General features: G+C 58.2%; 14 protein-coding genes. 9 read left to right on the forward strand and 5 right to left on the reverse strand.

What is annotated here, in order from left to right; genetic code table 11:
* Positions 1–26 precede the first annotated feature (26 nt).
* Together ACR0JG_RS09225 and ACR0JG_RS09230 are read left to right on the forward strand one after the other, a co-directional pair.
* Positions 27–296, forward strand: a complete 270-nt coding sequence (locus ACR0JG_RS09225) for a DksA/TraR family C4-type zinc finger protein (protein ID WP_170393417.1) — start codon at positions 27–29, stop codon at positions 294–296.
* Between the two features lie 15 nt (positions 297–311).
* Positions 312–1205: a DMT family transporter gene (locus ACR0JG_RS09230; RefSeq protein WP_170393415.1), complete on the forward strand. Its 894-nt coding sequence runs from the start codon at positions 312–314 to the stop codon at positions 1203–1205.
* Between the two features lie 27 nt (positions 1206–1232).
* On the opposite strand, the gene ACR0JG_RS09235 is transcribed toward ACR0JG_RS09230, so the two are convergent.
* From ACR0JG_RS09235 to ACR0JG_RS09245, 3 genes are all read right to left on the reverse strand, one after another.
* Positions 1233–3053, reverse strand: a complete 1821-nt coding sequence (locus ACR0JG_RS09235) for a M3 family oligoendopeptidase (RefSeq protein WP_480569248.1) — start codon at positions 3051–3053, stop codon at positions 1233–1235.
* 79 nt (positions 3054–3132) lie between these two features.
* Entirely contained in the window at positions 3133–4104 is a 972-nt protein-coding gene (locus ACR0JG_RS09240; protein WP_170405086.1) for an alpha/beta hydrolase, read from the reverse strand.
* Positions 4104–4394 carry an SCP2 sterol-binding domain-containing protein gene (locus tag ACR0JG_RS09245; RefSeq protein ID WP_170393409.1) on the reverse strand — a complete coding sequence of 97 codons (291 nt, stop codon included), beginning with the start codon at positions 4392–4394 and terminating at the stop codon, positions 4104–4106. Before ACR0JG_RS09245 ends, ACR0JG_RS09240 begins: the two co-directional genes overlap by 1 nt.
* A gap of 30 nt (positions 4395–4424) precedes the next feature.
* Here ACR0JG_RS09245 and ACR0JG_RS09250 point away from each other — a divergent pair, with 30 nt between their 5' ends.
* The 6 genes from ACR0JG_RS09250 (at position 4425) to ACR0JG_RS09275 (ending at position 10329) form a co-directional block, all read left to right on the forward strand.
* Positions 4425–5033 (forward strand): tetratricopeptide repeat protein, encoded by a 609-nt coding sequence (locus ACR0JG_RS09250; RefSeq protein ID WP_170405089.1) that lies wholly within the window; start codon positions 4425–4427, stop codon positions 5031–5033.
* A 23-nt stretch (positions 5034–5056) separates the two neighbouring features.
* On the forward strand, positions 5057–7873 hold the full coding sequence (locus ACR0JG_RS09255) for a helicase-related protein (RefSeq protein ID WP_480569250.1): 2817 nt from the start codon (positions 5057–5059) through the stop codon (positions 7871–7873).
* A 6-nt stretch (positions 7874–7879) separates the two neighbouring features.
* Complete coding sequence (locus tag ACR0JG_RS09260) at positions 7880–8245, forward strand: RNA-binding S4 domain-containing protein (RefSeq protein WP_170393403.1); 366 nt, start codon at positions 7880–7882, stop codon at positions 8243–8245.
* 65 nt (positions 8246–8310) lie between these two features.
* The gene (fdxA, locus tag ACR0JG_RS09265; protein ID WP_010439399.1) at positions 8311–8649 is read left to right on the forward strand and encodes a ferredoxin FdxA; all 339 of its coding nucleotides are present in this window, start codon (positions 8311–8313) and stop codon (positions 8647–8649) included.
* Positions 8650–8933: 284 nt separating this feature from the next.
* Positions 8934–9443 (forward strand): CarD family transcriptional regulator, encoded by a 510-nt coding sequence (locus tag ACR0JG_RS09270; RefSeq protein WP_010439402.1) that lies wholly within the window; start codon positions 8934–8936, stop codon positions 9441–9443.
* Positions 9444–9567: 124 nt separating this feature from the next.
* On the forward strand, positions 9568–10329 hold the full coding sequence (locus ACR0JG_RS09275; RefSeq protein ID WP_480571072.1) for an ion channel: 762 nt from the start codon (positions 9568–9570) through the stop codon (positions 10327–10329).
* Here ACR0JG_RS09275 and cobS read toward each other — a convergent pair.
* On the reverse strand, positions 10326–11090 hold the full coding sequence (gene cobS / locus ACR0JG_RS09280) for an adenosylcobinamide-GDP ribazoletransferase (protein ID WP_480569253.1): 765 nt from the start codon (positions 11088–11090) through the stop codon (positions 10326–10328). The genes ACR0JG_RS09275 and cobS overlap by 4 nt on opposite strands.
* Before the next feature lie 79 nt (positions 11091–11169).
* Here cobS and cobT point away from each other — a divergent pair, with 79 nt between their 5' ends.
* The gene (gene cobT / locus ACR0JG_RS09285; protein ID WP_480569256.1) at positions 11170–12180 is read left to right on the forward strand and encodes a nicotinate-nucleotide--dimethylbenzimidazole phosphoribosyltransferase; all 1011 of its coding nucleotides are present in this window, start codon (positions 11170–11172) and stop codon (positions 12178–12180) included.
* Here the strand turns inward: cobT and ACR0JG_RS09290 are convergent.
* A complete protein-coding gene (locus ACR0JG_RS09290) occupies positions 12177–14060 on the reverse strand; it encodes a monovalent cation:proton antiporter-2 (CPA2) family protein (protein WP_170393396.1) in 1884 nt (627 codons plus the stop codon). The genes cobT and ACR0JG_RS09290 overlap by 4 nt on opposite strands.
* Positions 14061–14069: the final 9 nt, after the last annotated feature.

Raw genomic sequence — 14069 nt, forward strand, 5'->3', positions numbered from 1 at the left:
TGTCCCGACCGGATCAGGAGGGCTAAATGGCGGGCGGCTGGGCGCGCGATGGCGCGGTGAGTGAACAGATCGAAGCTTCGATTTCCGATGAGCTGGCACGGATGCAGGCGCAAAAGCGACCTGTGGGCGAAAGCCTGACACATTGTGCTGAATGCGAAGAACCGATCCCCGAAAAACGCCGCCTTGCTCTGCCCGGCGTAAAGCTGTGCCTGGACTGTCAGCAAGAGCGTGACAGCAGCTTCAAATCCCGCGGCGGGATCAATCGGCGGGGTTCGAAAGACAGTCAGTTAAAATAACGCGAGGAGCACCCGGTGAAGGATCAGCCGCAGAGATCAGTACTGCAAAACGGGTTGGTTCTTGGGTTCCTAGCCGCGTTTCTATGGGGCACGCACAGCGTTATCGTGCGATATTTGACTAGTGATCTCGGCGGGTTACAGATTGCCGTGTCGCGCCTGTTCATTGCTGCTTTTGCGATTTACTGCATGTTGCGGGTGATGGGCGCACGGGTTTCAATCCAGTACAGGGATTGGAACTTCCGGCTGGCGGTGTTGTCGACGGTCGTGAATTATATCCTGTTCCATATTGGGCTGGAACATACAGGTGCCGCGAATGCGATGGTGCTTGAGAATACCGCGCCGTTTTTTGTGTTGATATTCCTGTATTTCTTCGCGGATACCACCGTTGGCCGGACTGATGTATTGGCAACCCTGCTGGCGATCCTCGGTGTGTTTCTGACCGTCTATCGGGATTTTCAAGGCGGGGGAGAACCCCTGCTGGGCGATCTGATGGAAATCGGGGCGGGACTTAGCTGGGCGGTGTTCCTGATTTCCAGCAGCCGCGCGATGCAGTCATCGGAGACCACTGCCGAAAGGTTGAACTTCCTGTTTGGCATCTTTTTGTGTTCGGGCGTTTTGCTGGTGCCACTGGCGGCTTTTTCTATTCAGATGCCCACCGCAAACGATGTGATCTTCTTGATCCTTCTGGGCGTTTTACCCACCGCGCTTGCCTATTATCTTTGGTACGAGGCCGCCGCCCGCGTGTCGACATTGACGGCAACGTTGCTATTCGCCGCCTCGGTTGTGTTTACCTTTGTCAACTCGGCACTGTTCCTGGGCGCAACGATCACACCGCTTTCGATTGTTGGCGCGGTATTGATTGTCACGGCCATTTTCGTGACGACGATGAAATCAGCCAAAGAGAAATGAGGCAGCCATACAGGCTGCCTTTCAACATTAGCTTTCCATCGCTTCCAGTTCGTCAATAAAGCCCGAGATCATCGACAGGCCTTTGTCCCAGAACTCAGGATCGCTGGCGTCCAGTCCGAACGGGGCCAGAAGCTCTTTATGGTGCTTGGAGCCACCGGCGCGCAGCATTTCGAAATACTTGTCCTCAAACCCGTCCGCACCGCTTTCGTAGACCGAATACAGCGCGTTCACGAGGCCATCACCGAAGGCATAGGCATAGACGTAGAACGGCGAGTGGACGAAGTGCGGGATATAGGCCCAGAAGGTCTCGTACCCCTCCATGAATTCGAATGCGGGGCCAAGGCTTTCAGCCTGAACGCTCATCCAAAGGGCGTTGATGTCGTCTGGTGTCAGCTCACCCTCACGACGGGCGGCGTGCAGTTTGCATTCGAAGTCGTAGAAGGCGATCTGGCGGACGACTGTGTTGATCATGTCCTCGACCTTACCGGCCAAAAGCACCTTGCGCTGCTCCGCTGTCTCGGCCTGATCCAGCATTTTGCGGAAGGTCAGCATTTCGCCGAACACGCTGGCGGTTTCGGCAAGCGTAAGCGGTGTGGACGATAGCATCTCGCCCTGATCTGCGGCCAGAACCTGATGCACGCCGTGGCCCAGCTCATGCGCCAGGGTCATTACGTCGCGTGGTTTGCCCAGATAGTTGAGCATCACGTAAGGATGAACTTCGGTGACTGTGGGGTGGGCGAAGGCGCCGGGTGCTTTGCCGGGCTTCACTGCCGCATCGATCCAACCTTTCGAGAAGAATGGGGCTGCAATTTCACCCATGCGCGGATCGAAGGCGTTGTAGGCGTCCATCACCGTCTTCTCGGCCTCGGACCAATCGACGATGCGGGTGTCCTCCATCGGCAACGGAGCATTACGGTCCCACACTTGCATCACGTCCAGACCAAGCCATTTGCGTTTCAGTTCGTAGTAACGATGGCTCAGCTTGGGGTAGGCGGCCACAACGGCCTCGCGCAGGGCTTCGACCACTTCGGGCTCGACATCGTTCGACAGGTGACGACCGGTCTGGGCAGATGGCATTTTGCGCCAGCGATCAACGATCTCTTTTTCTTTGGCCTGCGTGTTATGAACGCGCGCGAAGGTTTTGATGTTGCTTTGGAAAACGTTGGCGAGTTCGCGCGCTGCGGCTTCACGCTTGGCGCGATCCTGCTCGGTCAGCAGGTTCAGCGTACCTTCGATGTTCAGCTCTTCACCATCGACGGTGAAGGTCAGGCCCGCGATTGTTTCGTCGAATAGGCGTTCCCACGCGTCGCCGACAACGCCAAGGTCGTGCAGGAATTTTTCCAACTCATCAGACAGTTGATAGGGTTTCATCGCGCGAATGCGACGGAACACGGGCTCGTATCGCGCCAGATCGGCATTGGCGGCAAAATGAGCAGCCAGCGCGTCATCGTCGATGCGATTCAGTTCCAGCGTGAAGAACACCAGAGGCGTGGTGAAGACGGTGATCTTCTCCTGCATGTCAGACAGGAACTTGGCGCGATCCGCGTCGGTGGTCAGTTGGTAATAGCGCAATCCGGCAAAGGACATGATCCGCCCGGCGATGGCGTTGATCTTTTCGTTGCGCAGCACGCAGGTCAGTAGGCCAGCTGCGTCCAATTCGGCCAGCTTACCCTCATAATCAGTGGCAAAGGACGCACATTCGCCCTCCAACCAGTCCAGATCGCGGGCCAGTTCGGGTGCATCTTCCGAGGCATAGAGGTCCGTCAGATCCCATTCCGGCAAATTGCCCAGATCATCGGCACCGCCGCCTGCATTTGCATCACGGACGGGAAAGGGAAGGTCGCGCATGGAACACCTCGAATAATCTGCGTTGGCAAACATTTAGGCGCGGCACGTCCGGATCACAAGCAAGCTGTCTGGTCAAACCTTAATGACAGGGCTCGGGTTTTGGTTTCGCCGCGGCTGCCGCGAAATGTGCAGCAAGTTGATCAAAGACCGGCCCGCGCACCTCGGGTGCCTCCATCAGAACTTCGTGTTCGCCGTTGGGAATCTCGACCAGAGTACCGCTAGGCCAGTTGGCCATACGTGCCCGAATGGCCTTGCGGTCCACGATCTGTTCATGGCTACCCAAGAAGGTCAGGGCAGGGATCTCGGGCGCGGCCTGTTCCACCAGCCAGGTGCATTCATCCAGCGCCTCGCGCAGCCAGATGGTAGACGGTGCGCCCAAAGCAAGTTCAGGGTGTGCGGCCAACTGATCCTGCATCATTCGGTACATCGCCGGATCGCGTGTCAGCACGTTTCCTTCGAAGGGCTGTGAGGCCACATAGCTCTCTAGCGTGGTGGTGGGCGGGGTTTTCTCGCCCAAGCCCAAGCGTGGCCCCCAATAGGCAGTTAGCTGGCTGAGTGGCTTCATGATTGGTGTAAAGAAAATCCCCCACATCGGGCCCGTAAAGGCGCAGGCCGCAAAATCAGCCCCCTCCAAAACGGCGCGAAGCCCGATAGCTCCGCCCATGGAATGGCCTATGACGTACCAGGGCTTGGGCAACTCCAGTTGTTCGGCCAGTTTCAGTATTGAGCGAACGTCGTGCTGGTAATCGGTGAATTGTTCGACATGACCGATCCGCGGATCATCCAGCAGGCGATCTGCAAGCCCTTGCCCGCGCCAATCGACCGCGAGACTTGCAAAGCCCCGGTTCACAAATTCCTTGGCGGTATCACCATATTTTTCGATGTATTCCGTGCGACCGGGGAAAAGCATCACCGTGCCGTGCGCATCGCCGTCGGGCAGCCAATGTGCCACGCGGATACGTTTGCCATCTTCGGTGATCAGCCAATGCGCCGCACCATCGGCAGGGCCGCCGGCCACGTCTTCGAATAAGGGGGCCGGCGAAAACTCCATCAGGCCAGCACCGAGGCGAGTTTCATGGCAATTCCCATGTCTCCGTCAACGCTCAGCTTGCCGGACATGAACGCACCGGTTGGGTTCAGGTCGCCGCTGAGAATCTGTTCAAAGGTGTCCGCATCGGCGCTGAGGGTCACATCAGCATCTTCGTCGCTTACCCGCGCACCGCTTGCATCCAGAATGATAGAACCCAGATCGGCAATGGCAAATTTGGCTGACGCATCGAAATCGCCGCCCGACAGTTTCTCATTCAATGCCGCCGCGGCTTTTTCCAGAATATCGCTCATGGTCTTCCTCATATTGTTCATGCGCCGTGAATGGACATCCCCGGTCGCTACGCTACACTGACCATTGTTATGGGTATTGCAATCACCAATCTCAAACGTACCGTCGCGGCACTTGCCGTCATAGTCACGTTTTCCACCAGTTGCATCGCGCAGCAGGCGGATTCTCGGGACGAGGCATCACTGTTGCAGCAACTGGCGCAATCGACGCCCGAACAGGCCATCGGATTGGATCGGCAATTGCAGGCGCTGTGGTCACAATCAGGTTCGGCTTCAGCGGATTTGCTGTTGGAACGCGGACGCGAAGCGCTGGATGACGGGGATGTCGAGGCCGCGCTTGATCATTTGACGGCGCTTACCGATCACGCACCCGAGTTTGCCGAGGGTTGGCATGTGCGCGCTTCGGTTTTCTTCGGCATTGACAGGTTTGGCATGGCTGCGGCGGATCTTGAACAGGCATTGACCCTGAATCCGAACAACTACGACGCTATTTACGGCCTTGGCCTCATCTTTGAGATCGTGGGCAAGCCAGAACAAGCACTTGAGGCCTATTCACGTGCGCTGGCTATACATCCCCATCATGAAGAAGTAACCAATGCCGTGAATCGGCTGAAGCCTCAGGTTGAAGGCAAGGCGCTGTAAGTCTCAGGGCGCAGGGGGCAAAGGTGAGCGGGTCATCCCGAATCGTGGCCGTACTTGGCCCGACGAACACAGGTAAAACTCACTACGCGATTGAACGTATGCTGGGGTACCGGACCGGTGTCATCGGTCTGCCGCTGCGGCTGCTCGCGCGCGAGGTCTATGACAAGATTGTCGCTATTCGCGGTCCGTCTGTTGTGGCGCTGGTGACAGGCGAGGAACGGATCGTACCGCCGCGCACACAATACTGGGTCTGTACAGTTGAGGCGATGCCAGAAGGCATGGGCACTGATTTTGTGGCGATTGACGAAATTCAGCTTTGCGTGGATCCCGAACGCGGCCATGTCTTTACTGATCGCCTGTTGCGGTCGCGCGGCACCAATGAAACGCTATTCCTCGGCTCTGACACCATGCGCGGCCCCATCGCGGCCCTTGTGCCCGAAGCGCAGTTCATCCGGCGTGAACGGATGTCTCAGCTGGTCTATTCTGGTTCGAAAAAGATCAGCCGAATGCCTGCACGCAGTGCGATCGTCGGATTCTCGGTCGACAATGTCTATGCCATCGCCGAGCTGCTTCGTCGCCAAAAGGGCGGGGCGGCGGTCGTCATGGGGGCGCTCAGCCCTCGCACGCGGAATGCGCAGGTTGACCTCTATCAAAACGGTGAGGTTGATTATCTGGTGGCTACGGATGCCATCGGAATGGGGTTGAACCTGGATGTGAACCATGTGGCGTTCTCATCTCTGACCAAGTTTGATGGCCGCCGAATGCGGCCTCTGGCCCCCAACGAGTTGGCCCAGATCGCAGGACGGGCCGGGCGCGGAATGTCGGATGGCACGTTTGGTGTGACGGGCGAGGCTCCGCCGCTGGATGAGGGCGTAGCCCAAGCCATTATGGACAGCCGGTTCACGCCTATGAAAAAGTTGAATTGGCGGAATGCCGCTTTGCGGTTCGGCTCAATCGACGCACTAATCGACTCGCTTGAGATCAGCCCAGACAATGAGCACCTGATCAAAGCGCGGCCAGCTGACGATCTGAACGTCCTGAAATCTCTGTCCCAAGTCACCGAAGTCGTTGCCCGTGCCAGCGATGGACCGTCGATCCGTTTGCTATGGGATGTGTGCAGAATCCCCGATTTTCGCGGCATCAGCCATGCCGAACATGCCAGCCTGCTTGAGGTGATCTATGGCCATCTGCATGAGCGCGGAAGTATCCCCGATGATTTCATGGCGCGGCAAATCCGCCGTATCGACCAAACCCATGGCGACATTGATGCATTGTCCAAAAGGTTGGCATATATTCGCACTTGGACATATGTTGCGCAACGAAACGGTTGGGTGCGTGACGAATCCCATTGGCGCGAGGAAACGCGCACTGTAGAAGACAGGCTGTCGGACGCTCTTCACGACCGTTTGACTCAGCGATTTGTGGACCGGCGCACGTCAGTGTTGCTGCGCCGGCTCAAACAGAAGGAGGCCCTTTTGGCCGAAGTAAATGACAAGGGTGAAGTGACCGTCGAAGGTGAATTCGTCGGTCGTCTGGAAGGGTTCCGGTTTACCCCGGACAAAAGCGCGCAGGGGACTGAAGCGAAAGCCTTGAAGTCAGCCTCTCTGCAAGCACTCGCGCCGCAATTCCATCTGCGTGCCGATCGCTTCTACAATGCGCCCGATACCGAAATTGATTTCACCGATCAGGGTGGCCTGATGTGGGGCGAGTATGCCGTGGGCAAACTTGTTGCCGGTGCCGAGCCTCTCAAGCCCGTGGTCGAGGTTTTTGTCGATGAGGCCGCCGGGCCGGACGTGGAACAGAAGGTTCAGCGCCGCCTGCAGCATTTCATCGACCGCAAAGTGGCAGCCCTGTTCGAGCCGCTGCTGAACCTGTCGCGGGATGAAGAATTGACGGGCCTGGCGAAGGGCTTTGCCTTCCGTATGGTCGAGTCGTTGGGCGTCCTGCCCCGTGTGCAGGTTGCGCAAGAGGTCAAGGATCTGGATCAGGACGCCCGTGGTGCGCTGCGTAAACATGGCATCCGGTTCGGTCAATTCACCATCTTCATGCCGCTGCTGCTGAAACCCGCGCCAACGCGCCTGCGTCTGGTACTTTGGGCATTGTCCGGTGGCTTGCAGGAGTTCCCCGAAGCACCACCTCCGGGTCTGGTTACCGTTCCGGTCGCCAAGGACGCGCCGCAGGGCTATGACATCATGTGCGGCTACCGCGATGCGGGCGAACGCTCAATCCGGATCGATATGCTGGAACGGCTGGCCGACATGCTGCGGTCCGAGGATAGCCGCGGTGGGTTCGAAGCCAAACCCGACATGTTGTCGATTACCGGCATGACCTTGGAACAGTTTGCAGACCTGATGCAGGGACTGGGTTACAAGGCCGAACGCGGCGAACGTGAGAAGGCCAAACCGGTCCCCACGGAGCAGCCTGTGGCGGAAGCCGAGGAACAACCCGTCATCGATGAGACACCGACCGCAAATGCCGAAGCGGATGACGTCGGTATAACCGCCGAGGCGTCAGCCGAAGCCTCCGAAAGCACCGAGGCGGCAGCAGAGGCTACGGCCACTGAGAAATCAGCAGAGTCCAAATTGGATGAGCCCGAAATTGAGGTGTTCTACACCTTCACTTGGGGGCGCCAACGTCAGCAAAACCGTGGTCCGCGTCGCGAGCAGGGGCAGGGCAAGGGCAAGCCGCGTGGTAAACCTCAGGGCAAGCCGCATGGCAAGAAGGGGGGCAAGCCTCAGGGCGCCAAGACCTTCTCGTCACGGCCACCCAAAAAGGAAAAGGCAATCGATCCCGATAACCCATTTGCGGCAGCGTTGATGGGTCTGAAGGACGGCAACTGATCCGCGATGGCCGAGGCCAAGCTGCGGATCGACAAATGGTTGTGGCAGGCGCGGTTCTTCAAGACCCGTAGCCTGGCCGCCAAACAGGTCAGCGGCGGCCATGTGCGTCTGAACGGAAATCGGGTGCTGAAACCGGCGCAAGCCGTGGCACCCGGAGATGTCCTGACCTTTCCGCAGGGGCGTATTGTTCGGGTTGTACGTATCGAAGCGCTTGGCGTGCGTCGCGGCCCGGCCCCCGAGGCGCAAGCTTTGTACTTTGATATGACCGAAAAGCAGGACGTATCGCCCAAGAATCCTGCGTTTGAGGGAAAAGGTCGTCCAACCAAGAAAGAAAGACGCGCGCTTGATCTTTCTCGCATCCCAAAGGGGTGATCTGACCTTGAAGCGGCGGTCAGACTGGATTAGCTAGTCGCCAAAGCGCAAACGGGAAATCCAACATGACCTACGTTGTCACCGAAAACTGCATAGGCTGCAAATACACCGACTGTGTCGAGGTTTGTCCGGTGGATTGTTTCTACGAAGGTGAAAACACATTGGTCATTCACCCCGACGAATGCATTGACTGCGGTGTCTGCGAACCCGAATGCCCCGCCGACGCCATCCGCCCGGACACCGAGCCGGGGATGGAGCAGTGGGTCGAATTCAACCGGAAATACTCGGAAATGTGGCCGGTGATCGTGACCAAAAAAGACCCCTTGCCCGAGGCCGAGGAACGCGACGGCGAAGAAGGCAAGATGGAGAAATATTTCTCGGAAGCCCCCGGCGAGGGCGGTTGACCGATTCGGCAGCCGGTTACCGTTCATTTGGCATCAATCTGTGCATTAATTAGTTGAGGTAGAAAGGGAATTTCCCATTTACCTTGGCGCGGTCTTTTGAGTGTCGCAAATTTGTGATATACTAGGGACCGAATGATGACTGTGATTGGGATGTGCTCCGTAAGTATGCTCGCTTTGGAGTTCTGAATTTATGACAAATAAGCCGCCTGACGGGGCCATGCAGGGCCTCGGCTGTGGTGCTTTTGTCGTCTCATATCCCGATCAGTAATGAAGGATGAATATGAATGTCGAAATCGAAAAAGCTTGAGTTCCGCCCGAACGATTATGTCGTCTACCCGGCTCATGGCGTAGGTCAGATCGTGTCAATCGAAGAGCAGGAAGTTGCAGGCTTCTCGCTTGAGCTGTTCGTGATTTCTTTTGAAAAAGACAAGATGACCCTGCGGGTACCAACCAACAAGGTCACCGAATCCGGTCTGCGGTCGCTTAGCTCGCCGGATGTTATCAGCCAGGCAATGAAGACGCTTAAAGGCAAGGCCAAGGTCAAACGCGCCATGTGGTCGCGCCGGGCGCAGGAATACGAGCAAAAGATCAACTCGGGTGACTTGATCTCGATCGCCGAAGTGGTCCGCGACCTGCACCGCACCGACGACCAGCGCGAGCAGAGTTATTCCGAGCGTCAGCTTTACGAAGCCGCGCTGGAACGTCTGACACGCGAAGTGGCCGCAGTTTCTGGCGCCGATGAGATTTCGGCTGCCAAACAGGTCGATGAGGTTCTGACCTCACGCGCAGCCTGATCGCGTTCAAGCCAATTTAAGGGTCGTCCCGATATCCGGGGCGGCCCTTTTTCGTGACTAGGCGCTTGGTCTTGTGGTGTGTGTCGGGTATTTTTCTGTAACTGCAGGAAGATACGGGGACATGATGAAGCAAACTGTCAAGTTTCTCTACATCAGCCACGAGCCGGTCTCGGTCTGGTTTCGCTATGGGCTGATCCTGTTCGATATCGCCTCGATCATCTTTTTTGTCTCCACGGCGAATATCCCGCACGGGCCTGGGCTGACGGCGGCAAGTTTGGGTGTCGGGCTGATCATCCTAATGGATTTCTCCGCGCGGATGTGGATTTCCAAAGACCGCTGGAAACTGCTGCGCCAGATTTACACGATGGCAGACATCGTTGTGATCGTGTCGCTGCTGCTTGACCCGTTCCTGACCGGCAATCTCGCGTTCCTTCGGATATTGCGCGCGTTGCGGCTGATCCATTCCTATCATCTGCTGCGGGATTTGCGCCGAGATAGTCCTTTCTTTCGAACCCACGAGGACGCGGTGATTGCGGCGATCAATCTGATGGTCTTTGTTTTTGCAACCTCGACTGCAGTACTGGTCTTTTTCGTCCCCGAAGATGCGCAGACCCCCTATATCGACGCGCTTTATTTCACTATGGCGACCCTGACGACAACGGGGTTCGGAGATATCACGCTGGGCACACCAGCGGGAAAGCTGTTTTCCGTTTTCATCATGGTTGTTGGCGTGGCGTTGTTTGTCCGTCTGGCGCAGGCAATCTTCATGCCGCAGAAAGTGCGCTACAAATGCCCAAGCTGCGGCCTGTTCCGGCACGATCCGGATGCTGTGCATTGCAAACACTGTGGCGCGACGCTGCGCATTGAAACCGGTGGGGCGTCTTAGATTGAGGCTGTCAGCGCCAGGAGGAAGGTGATTTCCGAGACCTGCTGCGTGGCCCCCAGAATATCACCGGTTTGGCCACCGATCTTGGTCTTGGCGATGCGAGCGACAAAAGCCGCTGCAAGCAGGGCGCAGAGCATCGGCGTGATGGCTGATCCACCCAGCAGCAATAGCGACAGGACGATAGCCAGCACGATACCGGCCAGCACCGCAGACAAGGGGGGCGCACCAACCGAATGGCTCAGCCCCGATTTGCGAGCGTTGGGTAGCGCGCGCATCAGCACGGGCATCACGGCGCGTGAGAACAGGCAGGCGGCCAATATGCCCGTCAACAGACCCGCACCGATCAGTGCCATGACAGCAGCAATTCGAAGCAGTTGGCCCAGCAACAGGGCCAGTACGCCGTAAGTGCCGATATGGCTGTCCTTCATGATCTCCAGTCGACGTTCGGTTGTGAAGCCGCCCCAAAGCCCGTCGGCCGTATCGGCTAGCCCGTCTTCGTGCATCGCTCCGGTTGCGATGATCAACGTGGCGACCAGCAGGGCGGCGGTGGCAAGGGTTGGCAGCTGCGCCCAGATTGCAATCCAGGCGACGCCGCAAGCCAGCGCCCCCACAACAAGCCCGGCAAGGGGATGGGCCCAAGCCGCACGCGACTGGCGGGTGAACGCTTGATCGGGCAGGGGTGGCAGGGGCAGGCGCGTCAAAAGGACCAGAGCCAGCGGGATATCCCACAGGGAAAACGGGGCGGTGTCGTTTTTGGTCACTCCCAGGCCTTTCCGGGTCTTGTTGCTTTGCCAGCATTGGTTAAACACACACAACCACTCTGATGCAACGAGGCTTTCCATGCTGCCCGAACTCAATGACCTGAACAGTTTCCGCAATGCGCTGACCGGCGCACCCGGTCCGGACACCGCTGCCAAGCAGGGCGCGGAAGAGCGCAACGGTCAACTAACCAAACCGCCCGGCGCGTTGGGGCGGCTTGAGGACCTGGCGATTTGGTATGCAGGTTGGCGCGGGGATGCGCGGCCTCGGATCGATGCGCCGCAGGTCATCGTGTTTGCGGGCAACCATGGCGTAACTGCTCAAGGTGTCTCGGCGTTCCCGCCCGAAGTGACGGTGCAGATGGTCATGAATTTCGAACATGGCGGCGCGGCGATCAACCAGTTGGCAAAGGCTGCGGGCGCGAAGATGGACGTGCACGCGCTGGAGCTGGACCGTCCGACCGCAGATTTTACCCAAACCCCCGCGATGAGCGAAGAGGAATTTCTAAGCGCACTGCGCACAGGATGGCAGGCGGTTGATCCGCAGGCCGATCTGCTGGTTGTTGGAGAGATGGGGATCGGAAATACCACGCCGGCTGCCGCCATCGTTTGCGCGCTATTTGGCGGGGATGCCGCCGACTGGACCGGGCGCGGGACCGGTGTGGATGATGCCGGACTGGCGAATAAAACCCGGGTTGTTGCGGAAGGCGTCGTTCTGCATGGTCAGGGCGATGGACTTCATATTCTAAGGTGCCTCGGCGGACGCGAGATTGCGGCTATGGCTGGTGCGATAGCCGCCGCGCGCGTATTGCGGATACCGGTCATTCTGGATGGATTCATCTGCACCGCAGCTGCAGCCTGTCTGGCGCAGATTTCGGAAACAGCGCTTGATCACACCATCGCGGGCCACCAAAGCGCCGAGGGCGCGCATGCCGCGATGCTGGGCAAGCTCGGCAAGGAGCCATTGCTGACCCTCGGCCTGCGCTTGGGCGAGGGCTCGGGCGGGGCGTTGGCGATCAACATTCTGAAAAGCGCGGTTGCTTGCCATTCCGGCATGGCGACATTCGCTGAAGCGGGTGTGTCGGACGGTTAAGCCGACTTCTTGGCGTGTTCCTCGGCCAGTTCCAGCAGCGCGGTTTCCAGATCTTTTTCCAGTTGCCGCGCACGCTCGATGTATTTCTTGTTTTCGGCTGTGGGCATGCCGGGGATCCACAGTTCTGCAAGCTCGCGCACCGATCCCCGGTCGTGGTGATAAAAGGTTTGTTCAGCTTGTGCGGCCTCGTATTCACTGAGGCCAATGTTCTCCAAAACATAGCGGCCCGCGCGTAGCGATCCGTCGAACATCTCGCGGACAATGTCGTTGGCCCCGGCCTGATACAGTTCATAGACATGGTTGCGGTCGCGGGCGCGGGCGATGATGTGCAGATCGGGCCGCTGGCGGCGGGCATATCCGACGAGACGGGTGACCTGTTTGTAGTCATCCATGGCCGCGACAAGGACCGCTGCCTTTTCGATTCCAGCAGCGCGCAGCAATTCGGGGCGAGTCGGGTCGCCAAGGAAGCCTTTGACACCGAACCGTCGCATCAGCTGGATCGTTTCGATATCGTGGTCCAGAACAACTGTTTTAAACCCACTTGCCTGTACCAGCCGGTTGACGATCTGCCCAAAGCGACCGATCCCGGCGATGATGACAGGGCCTTTTTCGTCGATCTGATCGGGTTCAACCTGCGGATTGCTCTCGCCGAGAAAGCGCGAAAGTACGTCGTAGACGATAAACAGAAGCGGTGTGATCAACATGGTCAGCGCAATGATCATCAACAGTTTTTGCGACAAGCCCGGCGGAATCACGTTCTGCTGCGTAGAAAACGCCAGTAAGACAAAGCCGAATTCGCCGGCCTGGGCCAAACCCAGCGTGAACAGCCAGTGATCGCGCCCGCGCAGCTTGAAGGCGCGCCCGACGATGAACAGGATGATCCCCTTGGCCAGTATGACCAGCAAGGCCAAACCGATCAGGTCAAACGGGTCGGCGAAGAAATACCCGATATCGATCCCAGCGCCCACGGTGATGAAGAACAGGCCCAGCAACAGCCCCTTGAACGGCTCAAGGTCGCTTTCCATTTCGTGTCGGAACTCCGAACTGGCCAGAACCACTCCGGCCAGAAACGCGCCAAGAGCGGGCGACAGGCCCACAAGGGTCATCAGGAACGAGATGCCGACCACGATCATTAGCGCCAGTGCCGTATACATCTCGCGCAGGTGGGTGGCGTGGATGAAACGGAACAGTGGGCGGGTCAGGTAGATGCCGGCCAATACGACAAACGCGACGGCGCCAATGGTGACAAGCGTAACGGCCCAGCCGGGCAGACCTTCGACCAGCGAGAGTTTGGCGTGATAATCCGCGTCTTTGGCTATGCCTACGCCACGGCTGATGGAGCCGTCATCTTCGATGTGGATACTTGCGGGCAGGGCAAGCAGCGGCAGGAAAGCTAGGATCGGGATTACGGCAATGTCCTGCGTCAGCAGGACCGAGAAGGTCGCTCGACCTCCGTTGGTTTGCATCAGGCCCTTTTCGGACAGGGTCTGCAGCACGATTGCCGTGGAAGAAAGCGACAAGGTCAATCCAACCGCCAGCGCCACCGACCATTGATGACCCGCATAGAACGCCACAGCTGCGATTGCTGCGGTCGACAGGCCGACCTGCAGCCCGCCCAAGCCTAACAATTTGTCCCGCATATCCCACAAGGCACGGGGCTCAAGCTCGAGCCCGATCAGGAACAGCATCATCACGACGCCGAATTCGGCCACATGCTGCAGGCTTTCCGTCTCGGCCCCGACAAGGCCCAAAATTGGGCCAATGGCGATGCCCGCAGCTAGGTAACCAAGCACCGATCCCAGACCCAGACGGGCGGAAAGCGGCACCGCGATCACCGCAGCTGCCAGATAGATCGATGCCTGATAAAGGAACTCGTTCATTATTGTCCT

The organism is Ruegeria sp. AD5, assembly GCF_056542345.1.